Annotated in this window: 17 protein-coding genes; 4 read left to right on the top strand and 13 right to left on the bottom strand. The window is 68.8% G+C overall.

Going from position 1 to position 20,093, the window contains the following annotated elements:
* Positions 1 to 46: 46 nt before the first annotated feature.
* The 3 genes from J4O73_RS14450 to J4O73_RS14440 all read right to left on the bottom strand — a co-directional run bounded on the left by J4O73_RS14450 (position 47) and on the right by J4O73_RS14440 (position 2,623).
* Positions 47 to 1,360 carry a septal ring lytic transglycosylase RlpA family protein gene (locus J4O73_RS14450; RefSeq protein WP_426218350.1) on the bottom strand — a complete coding sequence of 438 codons (1,314 nt, stop codon included), beginning with the start codon at positions 1,358 to 1,360 and terminating at the stop codon, positions 47 to 49.
* Between the two features lie 266 nt (positions 1,361 to 1,626).
* Entirely contained in the window at positions 1,627 to 1,992 is a 366-nt protein-coding gene (locus J4O73_RS14445; protein WP_426218348.1) for a ribbon-helix-helix domain-containing protein, read from the bottom strand.
* Positions 1,976 to 2,623, bottom strand: coding sequence for an AAA family ATPase (locus J4O73_RS14440; RefSeq protein ID WP_426218346.1), 648 nt, complete (start codon positions 2,621 to 2,623; stop codon positions 1,976 to 1,978). Before J4O73_RS14440 ends, J4O73_RS14445 begins: the two co-directional genes overlap by 17 nt.
* Before the next feature lie 361 nt (positions 2,624 to 2,984).
* Here J4O73_RS14440 and J4O73_RS14435 point away from each other — a divergent pair, with 361 nt between their 5' ends.
* On the top strand, positions 2,985 to 3,542 hold the full coding sequence (locus J4O73_RS14435) for a PAS domain-containing protein (protein ID WP_426218345.1): 558 nt from the start codon (positions 2,985 to 2,987) through the stop codon (positions 3,540 to 3,542).
* Positions 3,543 to 3,610: 68 nt separating this feature from the next.
* On the top strand, positions 3,611 to 5,251 hold the full coding sequence (locus J4O73_RS14430; RefSeq protein WP_426218343.1) for an acyl-CoA synthetase: 1,641 nt from the start codon (positions 3,611 to 3,613) through the stop codon (positions 5,249 to 5,251).
* Between the two features lie 3 nt (positions 5,252 to 5,254).
* On the opposite strand, the gene J4O73_RS14425 is transcribed toward J4O73_RS14430, so the two are convergent.
* Positions 5,255 to 5,395, bottom strand: a complete 141-nt coding sequence (locus J4O73_RS14425) for a hypothetical protein (protein ID WP_426218341.1) — start codon at positions 5,393 to 5,395, stop codon at positions 5,255 to 5,257.
* Positions 5,396 to 5,627: 232 nt separating this feature from the next.
* Between J4O73_RS14425 and J4O73_RS14420 the strand changes: the two genes are divergently transcribed.
* Both J4O73_RS14420 and J4O73_RS14415 read left to right on the top strand, forming a co-directional pair.
* A complete protein-coding gene (locus J4O73_RS14420) occupies positions 5,628 to 6,833 on the top strand; it encodes an alpha/beta hydrolase (RefSeq protein WP_426218339.1) in 1,206 nt (401 codons plus the stop codon).
* Positions 6,834 to 7,057: 224 nt separating this feature from the next.
* Positions 7,058 to 9,286 carry a TonB-dependent siderophore receptor gene (locus J4O73_RS14415; RefSeq protein ID WP_426218338.1) on the top strand — a complete coding sequence of 743 codons (2,229 nt, stop codon included), beginning with the start codon at positions 7,058 to 7,060 and terminating at the stop codon, positions 9,284 to 9,286.
* A gap of 139 nt (positions 9,287 to 9,425) precedes the next feature.
* Here J4O73_RS14415 and J4O73_RS14410 read toward each other — a convergent pair whose 3' ends face one another.
* The 9 genes from J4O73_RS14410 to J4O73_RS14370 form a co-directional block, all read right to left on the bottom strand.
* A complete protein-coding gene (locus tag J4O73_RS14410) occupies positions 9,426 to 10,931 on the bottom strand; it encodes a PhnE/PtxC family ABC transporter permease (protein WP_426218336.1) in 1,506 nt (501 codons plus the stop codon).
* Positions 10,931 to 11,596 carry an ATP-binding cassette domain-containing protein gene (locus tag J4O73_RS14405; protein WP_426218334.1) on the bottom strand — a complete coding sequence of 222 codons (666 nt, stop codon included), beginning with the start codon at positions 11,594 to 11,596 and terminating at the stop codon, positions 10,931 to 10,933. Before J4O73_RS14405 ends, J4O73_RS14410 begins: the two co-directional genes overlap by 1 nt.
* Before the next feature lie 12 nt (positions 11,597 to 11,608).
* On the bottom strand, positions 11,609 to 12,496 hold the full coding sequence (locus tag J4O73_RS14400) for a putative selenate ABC transporter substrate-binding protein (protein ID WP_426218332.1): 888 nt from the start codon (positions 12,494 to 12,496) through the stop codon (positions 11,609 to 11,611).
* Between the two features lie 102 nt (positions 12,497 to 12,598).
* Complete coding sequence (locus J4O73_RS14395) at positions 12,599 to 12,847, bottom strand: hypothetical protein (RefSeq protein WP_426218330.1); 249 nt, start codon at positions 12,845 to 12,847, stop codon at positions 12,599 to 12,601.
* 105 nt (positions 12,848 to 12,952) lie between these two features.
* The gene (locus J4O73_RS14390) at positions 12,953 to 14,188 is read right to left on the bottom strand and encodes an adenylate/guanylate cyclase domain-containing protein (protein WP_426218328.1); all 1,236 of its coding nucleotides are present in this window, start codon (positions 14,186 to 14,188) and stop codon (positions 12,953 to 12,955) included.
* A gap of 11 nt (positions 14,189 to 14,199) precedes the next feature.
* Positions 14,200 to 15,609: a GTPase HflX gene (hflX, locus tag J4O73_RS14385; protein WP_426218326.1), complete on the bottom strand. Its 1,410-nt coding sequence runs from the start codon at positions 15,607 to 15,609 to the stop codon at positions 14,200 to 14,202.
* 202 nt (positions 15,610 to 15,811) lie between these two features.
* Complete coding sequence (gene hfq, locus J4O73_RS14380; protein WP_238249876.1) at positions 15,812 to 16,063, bottom strand: RNA chaperone Hfq; 252 nt, start codon at positions 16,061 to 16,063, stop codon at positions 15,812 to 15,814.
* 186 nt (positions 16,064 to 16,249) lie between these two features.
* Positions 16,250 to 17,614 (bottom strand): sigma-54-dependent transcriptional regulator, encoded by a 1,365-nt coding sequence (locus tag J4O73_RS14375; RefSeq protein WP_426218325.1) that lies wholly within the window; start codon positions 17,612 to 17,614, stop codon positions 16,250 to 16,252.
* A complete protein-coding gene (locus tag J4O73_RS14370; RefSeq protein WP_426218322.1) occupies positions 17,611 to 20,019 on the bottom strand; it encodes an ATP-binding protein in 2,409 nt (802 codons plus the stop codon). The genes J4O73_RS14375 and J4O73_RS14370 overlap by 4 nt, the downstream gene beginning before the upstream one ends.
* Positions 20,020 to 20,093 lie beyond the last annotated feature (74 nt).

The following is a 20,093-nucleotide window of genomic DNA, read 5'->3' as shown; positions in this document are numbered from 1 at the left end:
GATCGAACGCGAATTGCCGCAAGGCCCCCGAACGGGGGCCTGGACGTCAATAGATTCCCGCGTAGCGTGCGCCATGACCGCCGGACCGGGCGGGGGACTCGGGCGCCTTGGCGACCTGCCGGGCTGCGTCCTTGTGGGCTGCCTTCGCATCCTTGGGCGCTTCCTTGCCCTTGCCGGGCTTGGCGGCGGGGGCCGCCTGGGCGGTGAGCTTGGCCATGGCGAGCTTGGAATTCTCCGGGACCGCCGGAGCGTGACGGCCCATGGCCTTGTGGGGCTCCGGCGCCGCCGCGGCGAGGCGGGCGACGACCGGAGCGGGCTTGCCCGCAGGCATCGCTTTGGCCGCCATCAGGCTGGGCTTGCCCGCCGGGCTCGCCTTTGCGGCGTCCTTGGCGGAGGCGTGGACGGCCATCGGCATCTTGCCCGGGTTGCCGCCGGAGACCGTCGCCGCCGCGAAGTGGACCGGCGTCGTGTTGGCCTGGACTGGCATCGCCTTGGCCTGAATCGGCGCCGGCTTGAACTCCCTGGTGCGGTTCGCCGTGGGCTGCACGGCCGCCGGGACGGTGACGGCGGCGCTCGCCAGCACGATCGGAGCGCGCACAATCCGGCGCGGCGCCTCCTCGGCGGGCTCCGGCTTCTCGGGGGCGGGCTTGTACGCGAGCGGGGTCGCGCCCCGGCTGAAGCTCTCGGTCTCCTCCGAGGGACCGAGATCGGCCACCATCACCGGAGAGGACATGCCCGCCGGGCGACCGTCCGTGCGCAGGGTGGCAAGGAGTTTTCGGTCGTCGGAGCCGGCCAGCGAAGCCTTGCCAGCATATTCCACACGCACGCGGGCCGTGCCCCGGCGGTGGAAGCCGAGGGCTTCGGCCGCATCCTCCGAGACGTCCATGACGCGCCCGGCATGGTACGGGCCGCGATCGTTGACGCGCACGATCATGGACGCGCCATTCTCGAGGTTCGTGACGCGGGCGTAGCTTGGCAGCGGCAGGGTCGGGTGCGCGGCGGCGATGGAGTGCCGGTCGAACACCTCGCCATTGGCCGTCATCCGGCCATGGAAGGCGGAGCCGTACCACGAGGCCAGACCCTCGCGGACATAGCCCTTGGCGTTTTCGCGGGGCTCGTAGGTTTTGCCCGCCACCACGTAGGGCTTGCCGGAGAAGCGGCGCCCGCCGCCCTTGGGGATCACATCGCCCTCGTTATAGAGGCGCGGGCTCGCCTTCACCCCGTATTTCGGATCGACACTGCTGCCGGAACCGGCAGCGAGCTTTCCGGGAGGGGTCGAGGCGCAATTGGCGGTGGCCAGGGCCACGCCGGAGACGGCCAGGAACCGCAGGGCGACACGCCCGGGTCGAAGGTGCGTCATACGCGGGGTACCAACTCTACTCGTGGACCGGCCCGGGACCGGACCTCCCCCGGCACGACCGGGTCCTGGCAGAATTGTCGCGACGACGTAAAGGAACGCTGAACGGACCGGCCCGCAGCGACGCTATCCACCGCTCCCCGTGAGGTGCTAAATGAGCGCTTGGCTGCAAATGCCTGCCGAGATTGGCATTTTACGAAAAGCTTCCGGAAATCTTCACGCAAGGCATGAGGATTTCCGGTTATCCCGTTGCTCGATAATGGAAAAGGTCAGCGAGGCGGTGTGTCCGTGAGCTGCGCGATGGAGCGTGAACCTCGCTGCTTGAACAGCAGATCGAGGGCTTCGAGCATCAGGCCGTGCATCTTGGTGCGCTCGGCATGGGCCAGATCGCGCAACTGGTCGTAGACCGGCGGCTCCAGATAGACGGACATCTGGCGCGCGCGCTGCTTCAGCGTGCCGCCTCCGCGGGAGGCTTCGGCTTCTTGCCGCGCCTCTTGCCGGGCCTCCGGCTTGGCGGCGGAACTGAGGGCGACGATCTCGGCGCTGCGCAGGCCGCCCCGGCCTGAGGACAGGCGCTCCGATGGGCTCGCCGCCGCGACGATGGCCGCGAGGCTGAGCTTAGGCGGCTTGGACATGCTTGTCCGTCCGGGCGTTCTGGTTGCGGCGCTCGATCCAGGACCAGAGCTTGCGCACCTCGGCGGCAGCCTGGCCCTTGGGGTTGAGTTCGGTAACACCGAGGCCGAGGCCGATCGCATCCTGATGATCGGTGCGGGCGACGATGTTCACGTCCGGCAGGATGCCGAGCACGGCGAGGCCGTCAGCGGCGTCACGCACCCGGTAGGAGCGGGGCGGCGTCTGGTTCAGCACGAAGGCGAACTTCTTCTCCAGCCGGTAGATCGCGGCGAGCGTCGGCTTGAAGGCGCGCAGGTCGGCGGGTGTCGGGCGGCAGGGGATGATGCAGAGGTCGGCGGCGCGGATCGCGGACAGGGTGCCGGGTGAGTCGACGCCGGGCGTATCGATGAAGACGTAGTCGTAGGCGGAGTCGCGCAGGCGCTCCATCACCGGGTCGAGCTGGGCGGCGTCGATCTGCGCGACCTCCGGACCCTCCACCGTGCGGTGGTCGAGCCAATCCGTGATGGTGGCCTGCCGGTCCATCTCGAGGATGCAGACCGAATGGCCCGCCTCACGGGCGGCGACGGCCAGGGAGATGCAGAGCGTGCTCTTGCCGCTCCCGCCCTTCTGCGTGACGAAGGTCAGAGCTTTCATGCTGGCGTCCTCCTGCCGGGGCCGGTCCATTGCCAGGACGGCGCGGGCACGCGTGCAACCTGAGATCGTCGGTTTGCATCCTGTGCGATCCTGCGATCCAAGGATGTCAGGTCTCCGAATAGGCCGAAGCATGGTTAATGCTTCGTTAAGCACGCGCCCTCGCCTCCCCGGCCGCCGAGGCGGCACGGCGGGACCGGCCATCGCCGAAAATTCGGTGGAAATCATACTTAAGGTTTAGAAATGGCCGCGATTCGCTCAAGCGGGCTTTTCAGTGAGAAGTGAATGACGTAGCGTCATTCGAACGGCGCCGGGACCCCTGAGACAGTCTAACCTCAGGTAAACAGCGGCCAGGATAAGGACGATGGATTCACCGATCCCGCAATCCGTGCTCGAAGCGTCGGGCGTCGTGGGCACCTGGATGCACGACCACTGGGCAGGACGCCTCTCGCTCTCGGGCCGGTTCCCCGGCCTGATGGGGTTCGACCCGGACGTGGCGGCGCGCGGCGTTCCGCTGTCGGCCTTCCTGGACCGGACACATCCGGACGACCGGGCGCGGATCGAGAATTACTTCTACGCCGTCGGTGCCATGGGGGGCCCGATGGAGGCGGAGTTCCGCACCTGCGACGCGCAAACGGGGATTCGCACCCTGGTCATGCGCGGCCGGATCGAGCGTGACCCCACCGGGACCGTGGCCCAGGGTTGCGGCATCGCCATCGATCGCACGGAGGAGAATGCTGCTGGCCTGCTCCAGACCGAGCAGGTGATGAACCGCATGGCCGAGCACGTGATTGCCCTGCGTGGCCTCGCCCAGACCCTGCAGCGGCCAATGCTGATCGAGCGCGTGGAGCGCCTGATGATCGAGGTCGGGTTCGAACTCGCCCGGTTCCTGCCCGAGCCCGAGGACGAAACCCGTCATTGAGACCGTACCGGGACGATTGAACTGCCCGGCATCCGCACGCTACCGTCCCTGCAAAGATGGAGGGGACGATGGGCGACACGATCTATGACCGGGATCTCGACCGGGTCGCAGCCAATTACCAACCGCTGAGCCCCCTGCTTTATCTCGACCGGGCGGCGCGGGTCTTTCCCGAGCATGTGGCCGTCATTCATGGCGGCCTGCGCCGGACCTATGCCGACCTCTACGATCGTGCCCGACGCCTCGCCTCCTCCTTGAAGGCGCGGGGAATCGCCCGGGGCGACACCGTGGCGGTGCTTCTCGCCAACACGCCGGAAATGGTCGAGTGCCATTACGGCGTGCCCATGACGGGGGCGGTGCTCAACACCCTCAACACCCGCCTCGACGCCGCCGCGATCCGCTTCTGCCTGGAGCATGGCGAGGCCAAGATCCTGATCACCGATCGCGAGTTCTCGCGCATCGCGGGGCCTGCTTTGGAGGGGATGGAGAAGCCTCCCCTCGTCATCGACGTGGACGATCCAGAGTATGACGGGCCGGGCGAGACGCTGGGCGAACTCGGCTACGAGGCCTTTCTCGCGGCGGGCGACCCCGAGGCGGATTGGGCTCTGCCCGCGGACGAATGGGACGCGATCTCGCTGAACTACACCTCGGGGACGACCGGCGATCCGAAGGGCGTGGTCTACCATCATCGCGGCGCGGCCCTGCTGGCGCTGGGCAACGTGGTGACGGGCGGGCTCGGCCAGCATCCCGTCTATCTGTGGACGCTGCCGATGTTCCACTGCAACGGCTGGTGCTTTCCCTGGACCCTCTCGGTCGTGGCGGGCACCCATGTCTGCCTGCGGCAGGTCCGGTCCGAAGCGATGTACCGGCTGATGGCCGAGCATGGCGTCACGCATCTCTGTGGCGCCCCGGTGGTGATGCAGCTCCTCATCAACGCCTCGGACGCGGAGCGTCGACCACTGCCCCGCCGGGTGTCGTTCTTCACCGCCGCCGCACCGCCGCCGGAGGCGGTGCTGGCGGGCATGTCCGAGGCGGGTTTCGACGTGACGCATCTCTACGGGCTGACGGAGAGCTACGGCCCGGCGGTCGTCAATGCGTGGCACGCCGACTGGGACGCGCTCGCCGCCGACCAGCGGGCCGCCAAGAAGGCGCGCCAGGGCGTGCGCTACCCCGTGCTCGAAGCCCTCGACGTGCGCGATCCCGAAACGATGGAATCCGTGCCCGCCGACGGGAAGACGATGGGCGAGGTGATGATGCGCGGCAACGTGGTGATGCGCGGCTACCTCAAGAACCCGAAGGCCACCGAGGCCGCGTTCAAGGGGGGCTGGTTCCGCACCGGCGATCTCGGGGTGAAGCACCCGGACGGCTACGTGCAGCTGAAGGACCGTTCGAAGGACATCATCATCTCCGGCGGCGAGAACATTTCCTCGATCGAAGTCGAGGATGCCCTGTTCAAGCATCCGACGGTGGCCGCTGCCGCCGTCGTCGCCCGGCCCGATCCGAAATGGGGCGAGACGCCCTGCGCCTTCGTGGAATTGAAGCCGGGGGCGAACGCCTCGGAGAACGACCTGATCCAATGGTGTCGTGGGCGGCTCGCTTCCTACAAGCTGCCGCGCCACGTCATCTTCGGAGAGCTGCCCAAGACCTCCACGGGCAAGGTGCAGAAATACATCCTGCGCGAGCGCGCCCGCGAGGGCGTGAAGGAGGCCTGAGGCCTAATCCTCCCGCCGGGGATGGCGACGGGTCGCTTTCACGCGCACCGGGACCCGGCGGGCCGCCATGGATGCGCGCACCAGCGACAGGCCCATCACGGCGAGTCCGGCGGCGAGGACGGTCTGGGCGATTGTGGGATCCACGATAGGGTTCCTCCTGAACGTCTCGCCCAAGGTGGCGATCCTCGGCCGTCTGCGCTAGCGGCATGGGCGGCGGAACTGCCATGCAAAGGGTGGATTCGGTGACGCAGGCGGCATCCCCGCCGCACGAATCGTCATGGTCGGCGATTACCGAAGGCCGATGCGCCATAGATGGCGCTGAAGGATGGGGCCGGGGGCACGGATGATCGGACGCAGGCGGGGACGGGACGCGGGGATGGCGGCCGGGATCGCGCGCGTCCTGATGGCGGGCCTCATGACCGGCCTCATGACGGGCGGTCTCGCGGTCCCGGCCGCCCAGGCCCAGGGGACGGTCGCCAGCCCTGCCCTGGAGCCCGCCACCCCCGCCCCCGGCGATCCGGTGACCCGGACGAGCTATTTCTATGTCGGCGGACGCTACCAGAAGGTCGGCGAGAAGACCCTGATGGTCGGGCAGATGTTCGTGGAGGTCCGCACCCCCGCGAAGGTCACGCAGCCCTATCCGGTGGTGATGGTCCACGGCCTCGCCCAGACCGGCGTGAACTTCATGGCGACGCCGGACGGCCGCTCCGGCTGGGCGCAGCGCTTCGTGGAATGGGGTTATCAGGTCTACGTGGTGGATCAGGTCGGGCGTGGGCGCTCCGGCACCAATCCGGAGGTCTACGGCCCCTACGACCGTCTCGGCACCCGCGACCTGGAGCGCACCTTCACCGCCCCGGAAGTCTACGACCTCTATCCGCAGGCCAAGCTGCACACCCAATGGCCGGGCGGCGCGGGCGTGCAGGGCAATGCGAGCTTCGACCAGTATTTCGCGAGCCAGGTGCCCTACCTCGCCAACAGCCAGCAGACGGAGGATCTCGTCGATGCGGCGCTCGGCGCCCTCCTCGACCGGACCGGCCCGGTCATCCTCGTCACCCACGGCCAGGGATCGCTGTTCGGCTGGGCGTTGTCGGATGCCCGGTCCGATCTCGTGAAGGCGCATGTCGCCGTCGAGCCCGGCGGGCCGCCCTTCTTCGATGTGAAGTTCCGGGGCGGCAAGGATTTCTGGGAGAAGGCCGGCGATGCCCGCGCCCGCGCCTATGGCATCACCCGCATGCCCCTCACTTTCTCGCCGCCGGTGCGGACGCCCGAGGATCTCGTCGTGGCGCAGCAGGCCAAGCCCGCCGCCGACGGCCAGATCCGCTGCTGGCTTCAGGGCGAGCCGGTCCGCACTCTGCCGAACCTCGCCAAGGTGCCGACCGTGATCGTGACGGCGCAGGCCTCCTTCCACGCGGCCTACGACGATTGCACCGCCGCCTTCCTCACCCAGGCCGGCGCCAAGCCGGAGATCCTGCACCTCGCCGACCAGAAAGTGCGCGGCAACGGCCACATGGTCATGGTCGAGAAGAACAGCGACCTCGTCGCCGACACGCTGATGGGCTGGCTTTCCGGCCGCCTGCACTGAGGCCATTCCCCGAAACGACGCTGTGCCGCGCCGCGCCTCTCGCGGGCGTGATCGATTCGCCACAACCCACGGTAAGTGCTCGTCCCTCCCTTGCGGCGAAGCTTCGGGCGACGTACCCAAACTAAAAAGCGCAGTTGGCGCAATAGTTTATCATTGTTCTAAACAGCGCGGCCAGGCGACGGGTCTTCCCGGCGAACGGGGTCGGCTGGCCGAGGAGTCGGGTTGTGAGAGACGGTCGCACACGCACGCAGGCCCTGCGCGCCTTCATCCTCGCGGGGACGTCCCTGGCAGCCCTCACCGCCGCGAGCGCGCAGCAGGCGGCTCCGCGCGGTGCCAGCGTTCAGCTCGATGAGATCAGCGTGGAGAGCCGCGGCGACGGCGTCCCGGCCGGGGGGCCGGCGGGCGGGGCGCTCGGCGTGCCGGGCATCGAGAACCCGAGGGGACCGGTGGCGGGCTACGTGGCGACGCGCTCGGCCACGGCCACCAAGACCAACACGCCCCTGGTCGAGACGCCGCAATCGATCACCGTGATCGGCCGCCGCCAGATCGACAGCCAGAATGCGCAGACCCTGACCCAGGCGACGCAATACGCGGCGGGCACCTTCTCGGGTAGCTTCGGCTTCGACACGCGCAACACCTTCATCTACCTGCGCGGCTTCAACGTCAGTGATTACGGCATCTACCGGGACGGGTTGCAGACGCTGAATTACGGCTTCGGCTACTTCAACGCGAACACGTTCGGGCTGGAGCGCATCGAGATCCTGCGTGGCCCGGCGGCGGTGCTGTTCGGCGCGGGCTCCCCCGGCGGTATCGTGAACCAAGTGAGCAAGCGCCCCACCGCCGATCCGTTCGGCACCGTGGAAATCGGTGGCGGCTCCTTCGGCCAGAAGTATGCGGCGTTCGATTTCGGCGGCCCGGCCGACAAGGAGGGGCACTGGTTCTACCGCATCACCGGCTACGGCCGGAACGGTGGTACGCAGGTCGATGGCGCGCCCGACGACAGCTACTCCATCGCTCCGAGCGTGACCTACCGGCCCGACGGTGCGACGACCCTGACGGTGCTCACCTCGGTCCAGCGCGACAACACCGCCGTCACGGCGAACTTCCTGCCGTATATCGGCACGGTGCGTCCGCAGGCGCTGGGCCTGCGCCTCCCCCGCTCGCTCAATGTCGGCGACGCGCGGCTCAACACCTACCAGCGCGACCAGGCCTTCCTCGGCTACGAGTTCGAACACATCTTCAACGACACGTGGGCCTTCCGGCAGAACCTGCGCTACTCGTTCGGCGAGAGCTTCCAGGATTCCAATATCGGTCAGCTCGGCTACGCCTTCGGCGACACGACGCAGACCCAGCTCGCCCGCTACCGGTTCCGCGACCATGCCCGCGTGAACCTGTTCCAGGTCGACAACCAGGCCGAGGCCCGCTTCTCCGACGGGTTCTTCCGCCACGATCTGCTGATGGGCCTCGACTACAAGGATTACCGCCTGACCGACAATCAGGCCTCGGCCTTCCCGGCCTCGAACCTCAACATCCTCGCGCCGGTCTATTCGGGCGTCGAGACCAGCCCGACCCCCTACCTCATCAACTCCAACGCCTTCCAGCAGCTCGGGATCTACCTGCAGGACCAGATCAAGCTCACGGACCGCCTGACCCTGGTGCTCGGCGGGCGGCTGGACTTCGCCGACAACCGGGTGACCGACAAGCTCAACAACGGCTTCGGCAATACCGGACGCAGCGACACCGGCCCGACCTACCGCACGGCGCTGATCTACAATTTCGAGAACGGGCTCGCGCCGTATGTGAGCTACTCGACCTCGTTCCAGCCGCTGATCGGCACCGGCCGCCTCAGCAACACCTTCAAGCCCGAGGAGGGAACGCAGATCGAAGGCGGCGTGAAGTTCGAGCCGCCGGGCCAGGGCTATTTCGTGACGCTGGCGGGCTTCGACATCCGCCGCAAGAACGTGCTGACCCCGGACCCCGTGAACACCCTGTTCCAAGTCCAGCTCGGCGAGGTTCGCTCCACCGGCTTCGAGGCGCAGGTCGTGGCGAGCGTGTTCGACGGCCTCGACGTCGCCGCCTCGTACACGATCTACGGCCTGACCAACGAGCGCGGCGGCGCGGACATCATCGGCAAGGTGCCGGTGAACGTGCCCGAGAACTTCGCCAACGCCTATTTCGACTACACGATTCCGGTGGGAGCGCTGCGCGGCTTCGGCTTCGGCGGCGGCGTGCGCTACTTCGGACGCTCCTTCGCGGACACGGCCAACCTCTACCGGGTGCCGGATTACGTGCTGTTCGACGCGCAGGTCCATTACAACTGGGACCGCTGGCGGCTCGCCGTCACCGCGACGAATCTCGCCGACCGGCGCTTCGTCTCCTCCTGTCAGGCCTTCAATTCGTGCTTCTACGGCGATGCCCGCCGGGTGCTCGCGAGCCTGAGCTACAAGTGGTGAGGTCTGAACCCACCATCGTCTTTGCGAGCGTCAGCGAAGCAATCCAGGGCAGCGGGTCGTTCTGAAACCTTGGCGGATCTCTGGATTGCTTCGCTCCGCTCGCAAAGACGAAGGGAGCGATCGGCCTCCGTCGAGGGAGTCAGTCCGCCACGTTGCTGGCGAGACTCACCGGCAGGTCGTTGATCCGCAAGCCTCGGCGCAGGGTCCGCGAGAACGCATCGACGGCCATCGTCAGCAGGGCGGTGGCGGTGATGAGCATCACGGCCACGTCGAGGCGCAGTTCCGAGATCGCCGCGTCGACGTAGAAACCGAGTGTCGTCACGCCCAGGATGCCGAAGATCGCGCTCTCGCGCAGGATCAACTCCCAGCGATAGAGCAGGAAGGCCAGGAACTGCCCGTAGAGACGCGGCAGGGTCTCGTAGGCGTAGAGGTTCAGCCCATGCGGCGCGTCGGGCCGGTAGGGGATGGCGTCGGCGTGGCGGCCCATCAGGTAGCCGATGATCCCGGCATTGTGCAGCGACAGGGCGATGATCGCGGGCAGCATCGAGGGGCCGAGCATCTGCAGGCAGAGATAGGCCAGCATGTATTCCGGCGTGGAGCGCACCACGACGAGCAGGACCCGGCCGAAGGGCCGCCCCACCGGCCCGGCGAAGCGCCGCGCCGTCAGCGGGAACAGGAGAAGCGCTCCGAGCGCCGTCGCCACCAGGGCGATCTGGGCCAGGATCAGCGTCTGGGCCATGCCCGGCAGGATCTGCTCCGTCAGGATCGGCCGGAACCAGGCCCAGAGGCCGCCGAGACTCGCATCCCCCGCCCGCAGGGGGGCCGGGACGATGTCGTGGGTGAGGAAGCGGACGAGGCTCGGGCCGATCTCGGCGCGGCCGATGGCGGGCGGCAGGGCGAAGAGGGCACCGACGAGGAGGAGCGGCACGCTCCAGCCCCGCACCCAGAGCCGCCGGGAGCCGATCAGCACGTAGAAGACGAGGAGCAGCGCCCCGGCCTCGGCGTAGCGCCCCTGCCGGAAGGCGGATTCCAGGGAGAAGCCCATGGTCGGCAGGCCGATGAAGCCGAGCACGAGGCTGGAGCGCATCCCGCATTCGAGGCGATAGAGGGTGTAATCGGCAAAGCGCCCGGCGAGGTCGGGCAGGCGGGCATAGGCGAAGGCCGGGATCGCCCCCGTCCCCGGCGGCAGGACGCGCAGCGCGGACAGATCCGCCTCTTCGATGATCTCCGAATAGACCTTGGCGCAAATCCCGGCATAGGGCAGCGCGATGGCGAGCACGCCCGTGGTGGCCGACAGGCCGAAGACCTGCATCAGCAGGAGCGCCCAGAACAACTCGTGGACCGAGCGGAGGGCGGCGCAGGCGACCCGCACCGCCCGCGACCGGGCGAAAGGGATGGCGAGGAGGAGCCCCGCCCCCGCTCCCACCGCAACCCCGAGCACGGCGAAGGCTACCGTGTAGAGGACGCTCGATCCCTCGACGCTCAGGACGTCCGGCCGGATCAGTCCGCCGAGGAGACGCGACAGTTCCGCGAGGGGATGGAGCGTCGTGACGTGCAGATCCGCGACGAGCAGACAGGCGAGCGCGGCGAGCGCGAACCAGCCGCTGACGGCGCGATAACCCTGTGGCGCCAGGGAGAGGCGCATCAGGCCGCCTCGTAGAAGGGCCTGAGCCGGGCGGGGTCGACCTCGGCGGCGGGGGCGTCGAGGACGATGCGGCCCGCCTCCAGCACCACGATCCGGCCACAGGCCGCGAGCGCCAGCCCGGCATCGTGCAGGGCGAGGATCAGCGTCTCGTGGGTGGCGGCGAGCTCGGACAGGATCGCCGCCCCCTGGCGCGGGTCGAGGGCGGAGACCGGCTCGTCGCCGATCAGCACCGGGCGGCCGTTGTAAAGGGCACGGGCGACCGAGACCCGCTGCTGCTGGCCGCCCGACAATGCCCCCGCCTTGGCCCAGAGCTTGTCGGACAGGCCGACCCGGGCGAGCACCGCCTCGACCGCCGCGACATCCGCGCGGGCCGGGCGCACCAGCGTGCGCAGGTTGTGCAGGGTCGAGCGCCTGTCGAGGCGGCCCATATAGACGTTGTGAAACACCGAGAGGGTCCGCACCAGGGCGGCGGCCTGGGGCACGAGGGCGACCTGTTCGGGGATCCGCTCGCGGATCAGCCCGAGCAGGGTCGATTTGCCTGCCCCGGAGCGGCCCATCAGCGCGACGCGCTCGCCCGCGCGGATCGTTAGGTCGATGCCCGACAGCACCGCGTGGCCGCCATAGGCGGCGCGCGCGTTCGCGAGGACGACGAGGGGCTCGGTCAAGGCTCGGCCCCGTCAGTCGAGCAGGCCGGTCGCCTTGCCCACCTCGATCAGCGGCTCGTAGGCGGCGTTGGTGACGGGGATGAACTTCGAGCGGCCGAACGGCTCCAGAATCGCCGGATCGGTGACGCCGGTCAGGGCCGCCCGGAGCTTGTCGGTGAAGCCCTCGCCGTAGGTCTTGTCCACGTCGCCGCGCACCGTCCACTGGTAATCGGGGAAGGGCGGGCTCTCCCAGATCACCGAGACGGCCTTGGCGTCGACCTTGCCGGCCTTGGTGTCGAGGTCCCAGACCGAGAAGTCGACGGCACCGACCTCGAAGGCCCCGGATTGAACGAGCTGGATCGTGCGCGAATGATCGCCGGAGAAGCCGACGCGGGAGAAGACCTGCTCGGGCGTCTTGCCGGGGAATGCCTCCCGGATCCGGTATTCCGGCATCAGCCGGCCCGAAGTCGAGGCGCGGGCGCCGAAGGTGAAGGTCTTGCCGGCGATGGCCTTGGGAAATTCGGTCGCGCGGGACAATCCGGTGGCGGCGTTGGCGATCAGGTAGAAGCGGAAGGCCGCGTCCTCGGCGCCCTGCGCGATGGCCTGCGAGCCCGGCACCGCCTTGCGCGCCTGCACGCCGGTGAAGCCGCCGAACCACGCGAGCTGGACCTGGCCGTTGGTGAAGGCCGTGACCGCCGCCGGATAGCTCTTCACCGGCACGTAGCGCACCGGCACGCCGAGCTTGTCCTCAAGGTACTTCGCAACCTTGCCGAACCGCTCGACGAGACGGCTCTCATCCTGGTCGGGGATGCCGGTGAAGACGAGCGGTGGCTTGTCCGCCGCCCGCGCCGGACCGGCGAGGCCGATGCCCGCCGCCAGCAATCCGCAAGCGAGCCGCGCGATGCGTCCGATCCCGACCATGATTCTCCGACCCCGTCCCGGCGCGCGAAGCAGCACACCCGCCGCTGCCACGTAGAGCACGGGGCGAGGGAGGGGAATGCGGCAGGCGCCCCGGTTGCGCGATCAGCGGTGGTGATGGCGGCGATGATGATGGTGCCGGTGGTGGCGCATCCCATGACCGCGCATGCCATGACCGCGCATCATCACGGCCCGCGAACCCATCCGGGCGCCGCTGTGCATGTTGCCGAAACGGCCGTTGCCCTGGGCGGCAGCGTCGCGGTCGAGGCCGTCGCCGGGGGAGGCGAGAGACGGGGCAGCGGTGCCGACGGCAAGCCCGAGCATGAGCATCGCGCCGAGTAGGGTCTTCTTCATGGGATGAGCTCTCCACGGCCACACGCCGTGGCTGGCGAACTGATCGCCCACAATCGAGTTCCTGCCGCACGGGAAGGTGATCGGAGCGGAGGCTCCCGCGACGGATTACGGTTCCCTGTCGAGCGTGTAGAGCGGGCCGTGCTCCGTCTCGGTGCCGGGAACCGGCCGGGGGTGGAACGGCGGCGCGTGAGGGCCGCCGAGGAGACGGACGATGTCCTCCGAGGCCGCGATGGCGAGGTTGGCGGCCTTGGCGCGGACCTCGATGCGGGCCAGCATGTTCATCGCCGGCCCGAGCACCGTGTACTCGGCCCGCACTCCGTCATCGAACACGCCGACGAGCAGGTTGCCGGCATGGATCGCCGTGGCGGTATGAATGACGAACCGGTCCTCCGCCCGGCGCCGCGTATTCACCTCCGCGAGGCGGCCTTGGATGTCGAGGGCGCAGGCTGCGGCGGCCTGCGCCTGCTCCTGCGGCGTGCCGGTGACGAACTGTGCCAACACCGCGTCGCCGATATACTTGTCGACGAGGCCGCCCTTCGCGGCCACCGCCCCTTGGGCCTGCGCCCGCACGGCCATCAGGGCCGACACCATCTCTTCCGGCGCGTGCCGCTGGCTGAGGGCTGAGAAGCCGCGGATGTCGAGGATCAGCAGGCAGGCGTGGCGGCGGTGGATGCCCAGGGCATCCGAGGACAGGTCGCGGGCGATGGCGTTCGGCACGAAGCGGGCGAGCCGCCCGCGCTCGCTCTCCACCTCCAGGGTCCGGTCCACGGCCCGGCGCAGGCGGGTGACCCCGTCGATGACGATCAGGCCCGTCGCGACGAAGGTCGCGAGCCCGATCACCTGCATCGGCACATCCCCGTTGAAACCGGGGAACAGATCCGGGAAGGCGAGCCCGACGAGGAAGGCCACCACCCAGCTCGCCGTGACGATGGCGCAGAACAGCAGCGTGTGGGAGACCTGCATGCTCAGGCCGGTCTGCAGCAGGAGCAGGTAGGCGGGCAGGCGGCTCACCGCGTCGGCGCCCTCCCCCGTCCCACCCCCGGCCAGCATGTGCTCCACGATGACATAGACCGCGAGCAGCGCGTTGAGGCTGGTCCCCGCCCAGGAATAGGCCGCCGCCGTCCTGCCCCGTCCCCGCTCCCCGAGGCCGAACCACACCGTCCCGAGGCCATAGAGGCCCAGGATGAACCAGTGGCTCAGGGCATGCAGGGAGCCGTCATAGGCCTGCGCGGCCATCAGCAGCACGAGGAGGATGACGATCCGCAGCGCGGTCAGGCGCGGCTGGCCGCCCTCCTGCATCACCCTCAGGGCAGCATCCTGGGCGGTTTTCGGAGCCGCCATCGGAGGTGGTGTCATCCGGCACGGCCGAGGCGGCGGGCGCCGCCGAAGCGGTTGAGGAAGCGCGGCTCCTTCTCTGGCGCGACGCGCACGGCAAGGTGGAGCGTCCCGTCAGCCTCCGTGCGCCGGTCGAGGATCTCGGCGTTCTCGTACAGCCAGTGAAGGGCTGCGCCATCCTCGGGCGGTAACGTCACCGCGAAGCTCGTTCGCGAGCGGGCGATCCGCGCCTCGATCCGGCTCGCGAGGGCGGTGAGCCCCTCCCCCGTCACGGCCGAGACGAGGACCGGCGCGTCACTGTCGCGGTCGTTGCGCACCTTGCCCTGCCCGGCGAGGTTGCCGAGCCGCGTGCGCTCGCCCTCATCCAGGAGATCGGCCTTGTTCCAGACCTCGATTAGCCGCCCGTCCGTGGTGTCGATGCCGAGCTCGTTCAGCACCTGCCCGACATCCTCGGCCTGGGCATGGGTATCCTCATGGCTTACGTCGCGGACATGCAGCAACACGTCGGCCTCGATCGCGTCCTCCAGCGTGGCGCGGAAGGCGGCGATGAGCGGCGTCGGCAGATCCGAGATGAAGCCCACCGTATCGGACAGGATCACCGTCTCGCCATGGGGGAGCTTGGTCGCCCGCGCGGTCGGGTCGAGGGTCGCGAACAGCATGTCCTTCGCCGTGACCTCGGCGCGGGTCAGGGCGTTGAACAGGCTCGACTTTCCGGCATTGGTGTAGCCGACCAGCGCCACGATCGGGTACGGCACCCGCGCCCGGCTCTGACGGTGCAGGCCCCGCGTGCGCACCACCGCGTCGAGATCGCGCTCGATGCGGGTCATGCGCTCCTGGATCATCCGCCGGTCGGCCTCGATCTGGGTCTCGCCGGGGCCGCCGAGGAAGCCGAAGCCGCCGCGCTGCCGTTCGAGGTGGGTCCAGGAGCGGACGAGGCGCGATTTCTGGTAGGCGAGATGTGCGTGCTCGACCTGCAGGGTGCCCTCGCGCGTCGAGGCCCGTCGGCCGAAGATTTCCAGGATCAGACCGGTGCGGTCGATGACCTTGGCGCCCCAGGCTTTCTCGAGGTTGCGCTGCTGCACCGGTGAGAGGGCGCAATCCATCACCACGAGGCCGATCTCCTCGGCCTTCACCAGCCCGGCGATCTCATCGACCCGGCCCTTCCCGAGATAGGTCGAAGGCCGGATGCGCGGCAGACTGACGGCCAGGCTCTGGGTGACGTCGAGTTCGATGGCGGCGGCGAGGCCGGTCGCTTCGTCGAGCCGCGCCTCCACCGAGCGGGAGGGGGCGACCGTCCGGCCCAGGGTCGCGGCCGTGCGGGCGAGATAGGGGCCGATCACCAGCGTGCGGGTCGAGGCGGCGATCTCGCCCTCGGGCGCCGCATGGGCCCTCAGACGGGCCTCACCCGAGGTTTGAGGTTCGCTCATAAAGGTTGGGCACTCGCCGGTTCGCTTTTGTTCGCTCCTGCCCATATGGGCGCGGGCGAGGCGGATGCCAACGGGACTTCCGATCCTTCACCTTCGTCTTTGCGAGCGCCCGCGAAACAATCCTGGGATCCGCGACGTCCTGAGAGGTCCCGCTGCCCTGGATTGCTTCGCGTCGCTCGCAAAGACGGAGAGCGAGATTCCCTCACGCCTTCTCGGGCGTCTCGTCCGGCTCGAACAGTTGCACCGGGTGGCCCGGCATGATGGTCGAGATCGCGTGCTTGTAGACGAGCTGGGAATGACCGTCCCGGCGCAGAAGCACGCAGAAGTTGTCAAACCAAGTCACGACGCCTTGTAGTTTAACTCCGTTGACAAGAAAGATCGTCAGCGGAATTTTGTTCTTGCGGACGTGGTTGAGGAAGGTGTCCTGAAGGTTCTGCGCGCGTTCGCCGGCCATTTTCTTTGCCTGTTTGTTGTCCCGGCGGGAAAACCCGACCGGGATGGATCGCCGCCTGCGGGATCGTCCGATATCCCGCCGATGGCCCTTTGAGAAGCATTAGCAGTCCAAAGCGACAACCGAAGCAAGGCCCGTTCCGGTCTTCGGTGTGACGGATCGGCTGCGCTCGTCTCGTTCCGCGTCGTCCTACGGGCCGATGCCCAGGGACTTGAGCTTCCGGTGCAGCGCCGAGCGCTCCATGCCGATGAATTCGGCGGTGCGCGAGATGTTGCCCGAGAACCGGGCGATCTGCGCCACGAGATACTCCCGCTCGAAGATCTCGCGGGCTTCGCGGAGCGCCAGGCTCATCAACTTCTCGCCGCCCGCCCCGGCCGGGGTGGTGGGGACCAGGGCGCCGATCTCCGAGGGCAGCATCTCGGAGGTCACCTCCTGATCCGGGTCGGCCTGGGTCAGGATCATCAGCCGCTCGACGTTGTTCTTGAGCTGGCGGATGTTGCCCGGCCAGTTGTGCGACTGGAGCACCGCCATCGCGTCCTCGGCGATCACGCGCTTGGGCAGGCCGGTCTGCGACGAGATGTTGTCCATGAAGAAGCGGATCAGCTCGGGCACGTCCTCGCGTCGTTCCGACAGGGCCGGCACGCGGATCGGTACCACCGAGAGGCGGTGGAACAGATCCTCGCGGAAGCGGCCCGCCGCGATCTCCTCCTGCAGGTCGCGGGAGGACGAGGAGATGATGCGCACGTCGACATGCACCCGGGTGGTGCCGCCGACGCGCTGGAAGTTCTGGTCCACGAGGACGCGCAGGATCCTGCCTTGCGTCTCGCGGGGCATGTCGGCCACCTCATCGAGGTAGAGGGTGCCGCCATGGGCCTCCTCCAGGGCGCCGACCCGGCGGCCGTTCTCGCCCTCGACGCCGAACAGCTCGGCCTCCATCGTCTCGGGCAGGATGGTCGCGGCGTTGAGCAGCACGAAGGGCCCGTTCGCCCGCGCCGAGGCCCGGTGCAGGGTCCGCGCGGCGAGCTCCTTGCCCGCGCCGAGCGCGCCCGTGATCATCACGCGGGCATTGGTCGGCGCGACCCGCTCCAGGGTCTGGCGCAGCTGGTTCACCGCGAGCGACCCGCCGACGATCTGCTCGGCCGCGCCGGAGCGGGCCTTGAGGTCGCGAACCTCGCGCCGCAGCCGCGAGGCTTCGAGCGCCCGCTCGGCCACGAGGATCAGCCGATCCGCCTTGAACGGCTTCTCGATGAAGTCGTAGGCGCCCGCCTTGATCGCCGAGACGGCGGTCTCGATGTTGCCGTGGCCCGAGATCATCACCACCGGCAGATCGGGATGGGCGGCCTTGATCAGGTCGAGCACCTGAAGACCGTCGAGGCGCGAGCCCTGCAACCAGATGTCGAGGAAGACGAGGTGCGGGCGGCGCGATTCGATCGCGGCCAGGGCCTCGTCGGAGCCGCCGGCCGTGCGGCAGCGGTGCCCCTCGTCGTCGAGGATGCCGGCGACGAGGTCGCGGATGTCGGCCTCGTCGTCGACGATCAGAATATCGGCGCTCATGCCTGCATCTCCGCGATCCGGGGGGCCGTCGGTGCGGCGCCCTTCTCCTCTACCGTGGCCGGAGGCCGCCCTGCGCCCGGAGCGGCGGCGGCCGTCTCCGGTGCGGCTTCGCGCGGCACCCGCATCCGCACCTGCCCGCCGCGACCGGCGGGGTTGTCGTTGAGGGCGATGCCGCCGCCGTGCTCCTCAAGCACCTTGCTGACGATGGCAAGCCCCAACCCGGTGCCGCCCTCACGTGTCGTCATGTAGGGCTCCAGCAGGCGCTGGCGCCCCTCGGCGGGGAAACCCTTGCCGTTGTCTGTCACGGTGATCACCGCGAAACCGTCCTCCACGGCGAGATCGAGGGCGATCTTGCCCTTGCCGAGCACGTCCGGGGGCACCTCGGCCACTGCCTCGACGGCGTTCTTGAGGATGTTGGTGATCACTTGGCTCAGGAGCCGGATGTCGAAGGCCGCGACGATCTTCTCCGAGCTTCCTGCCCCGCCCTGAGCCGAGAAGGCGAAGTCGATATCCGGATGCGCGACCCGGATCATGAACAGGTTCTGCTTGGCGATCTCGGTCAGGTCGTTGGGGGCGATCGCGGGCTTGGGCATCCGCGCGAAGGCCGAGAACTCATCCACCATGCGTTTGATCTCGTCCACCTGGCGCACGATCGTCGCCGTGCACTGGTCGAACACCTCCCGGTCGGTGACGATGACCTTGCCGTATTTGCGCCGGATCCGCTCCGCCGAGAGCTGGATCGGGGTCAGCGGGTTCTTGATCTCGTGCGCGATGCGGCGGGCCACGTCGCCCCAGGCCGAGGTGCGTTGCGCCTGAACCAGATCGGTGATGTCGTCCAGCGTCACCACCGCGCCGCGCGCACCGCCCGGCGCCTGCTCACCGGTGACGCGCACGGTGACGGTGCGCTCTTCCTTGCGCTCGCCGCGGGTGCGCACGAGCTGGATCTGCTGCTGCACTGCCCGCTGGCGCGCCTCGCTCTCGGCGAGCACGGGGGCGAGTTCCGGCACGGCCTGGCCGAGCGGCTGGCCGACGAGCCGTTCGCTGCCGAGGTCGAGCATCCGCTCGGCGGCCGGGTTGGCGATGGTCACGAAGCCCGCCGCGTCCAGGCCGATCACGCCGGGCGAGACGCCCGAGAGCACCGCTTCGGTGAAGCGGCGGCGGGCGTCGATTAGGTCGTTGGCGGCAATCAGACCGGCATGCTGGCGGCGCAACTCCTGGGTCATCTTGTTGAAGCTCTCGCCGAGGCTCGCGAGGTCGCCGCTGGTCTTCTTGGTGGGCACCTGGGCGTAGAAATTGCCCGAGGCGACCTGATCGGCCGCGTTGATGAGGCGCCGGATCGGCGCCACGAAGCGGTTGGCGAAGTTCAGGCCGAACCACACCGCCGACAGGAGCGCGATCAACGCGATCAGCACGAAGACCAGGGCGAAGGTGATCTGGATCGAGCGCCGGAGCGAGTCGTAGGTCAGGTACTCGGCGGCCGCCGCGCGGGACACGCCGGGAAACTCGATGGCGAGCGGGTTCACCTCCCGCTGCACCATCAGCACCGCGTCGTCATAGGCGGGCATCCGCAGGAGGGCGGCGAAGACGCGGCCCTCGGAGGGCAGGAGGCAGATCGGGTCGGCGGACTTGGCCGCATCGTCGAAGGCGGCGGCCGAGGGCAGCCGCACCTGCTTGAGCACGTCGATATTGGCGCGGGCCACCACGTCGGTCGGCCCGCGCATGATCTGCGCCACCGGCAGGCCTAGATTGGTCGCCCGCGTGGTCAGGAAGGTCTCGAACCACGAGCGGTTCACGTCGAAGTTCGGCCGCGCCCGGGTGAGGTCGTCGTTGAGGATGCGGATCTCGCGGGCGAGCGACTGGCACTGGTTCTCCTGGTAGGCGTCGGCCACCTCCACGGATTTCAGCACCACGTCGCGGACCCGGTCGGTGAAGCCCAGCGACAGGCCCCGGTCGATGGTGACGGAGGCGACTACGGCCAGCAGGATCGTCGGCAGGATCGCGATCAGCGAGAACAGGCCGACGATGCGTGAATGCAGCCGTGCCACGGCGGCGTTCGCCCGGCGGGCATGCAGGAAGACCCGCGCCTCCCAGGCGATGACCACCGCGAGCCCGAGCACCAGGGCGACGTTGATGGCCAGCAGCGTGATCCCATAGGTCGGCGTCGGCGTGACGCGGATCACCCCCGCCAGGATCAGGAAGGTTGTGAGCGCGCAGACGAGGGCCGTGACGACCACCACCGCGCCGATCCAGCCCGGCCCGCGCGGCCCAGGGTGCAGGGAGTCGGCGAGCGGAGAATCCACCTTCCGCGCGTCCTGCGACGGGACGCCGGCCGGATCTGGAGCGGGACCGGTCCCGCCCGTATCGGGGCCGGAGGCGGCGCTCCCGGAACGGGAGAGGAGAGGCATGACTGGTGCAGGGCCACAACAGTGTGGCGGAATTAATACGAATTGGGGCGCGCGCGATAGCGCCCTCGCCGTCT

Source organism: Methylobacterium sp. NFXW15, from assembly GCF_049887755.1.
GTDB lineage: Bacteria > Pseudomonadota > Alphaproteobacteria > Rhizobiales > Beijerinckiaceae > Methylobacterium.
This window is presented reverse-complemented; position numbering and strand designations above follow the sequence as displayed.

Bases quoted from the DNA above. Each gene is read 5' to 3' on its own strand.
- J4O73_RS14450 (WP_426218350.1), bottom strand. From the start codon at position 1,360: ATGACGCACCTTCGACCCGGGCGTGTCGCCCTGCGGTTCCTGGCCGTC.
- J4O73_RS14445 (WP_426218348.1), bottom strand. From the start codon at position 1,992: ATGTCCAAGCCGCCTAAGCTCAGCCTCGCGGCCATCGTCGCGGCGGCG.
- J4O73_RS14440 (WP_426218346.1), bottom strand. From the start codon at position 2,623: ATGAAAGCTCTGACCTTCGTCACGCAGAAGGGCGGGAGCGGCAAGAGC.
- J4O73_RS14435 (WP_426218345.1), top strand. From the start codon at position 2,985: ATGGATTCACCGATCCCGCAATCCGTGCTCGAAGCGTCGGGCGTCGTG.
- J4O73_RS14430 (WP_426218343.1), top strand. From the start codon at position 3,611: ATGGGCGACACGATCTATGACCGGGATCTCGACCGGGTCGCAGCCAAT.
- J4O73_RS14420 (WP_426218339.1), top strand. From the start codon at position 5,628: ATGGCGGCCGGGATCGCGCGCGTCCTGATGGCGGGCCTCATGACCGGC.
- J4O73_RS14410 (WP_426218336.1), bottom strand. From the start codon at position 10,931: ATGCGCCTCTCCCTGGCGCCACAGGGTTATCGCGCCGTCAGCGGCTGG.
- J4O73_RS14400 (WP_426218332.1), bottom strand. From the start codon at position 12,496: ATGGTCGGGATCGGACGCATCGCGCGGCTCGCTTGCGGATTGCTGGCG.
- J4O73_RS14395 (WP_426218330.1), bottom strand. From the start codon at position 12,847: ATGAAGAAGACCCTACTCGGCGCGATGCTCATGCTCGGGCTTGCCGTC.
- J4O73_RS14390 (WP_426218328.1), bottom strand. From the start codon at position 14,188: ATGGCGGCTCCGAAAACCGCCCAGGATGCTGCCCTGAGGGTGATGCAG.
- hflX (WP_426218326.1), bottom strand. From the start codon at position 15,609: ATGAGCGAACCTCAAACCTCGGGTGAGGCCCGTCTGAGGGCCCATGCG.
- hfq (WP_238249876.1), bottom strand. From the start codon at position 16,063: ATGGCCGGCGAACGCGCGCAGAACCTTCAGGACACCTTCCTCAACCAC.
- J4O73_RS14375 (WP_426218325.1), bottom strand. From the start codon at position 17,614: ATGAGCGCCGATATTCTGATCGTCGACGACGAGGCCGACATCCGCGAC.
- J4O73_RS14370 (WP_426218322.1), bottom strand. From the start codon at position 20,019: ATGCCTCTCCTCTCCCGTTCCGGGAGCGCCGCCTCCGGCCCCGATACG.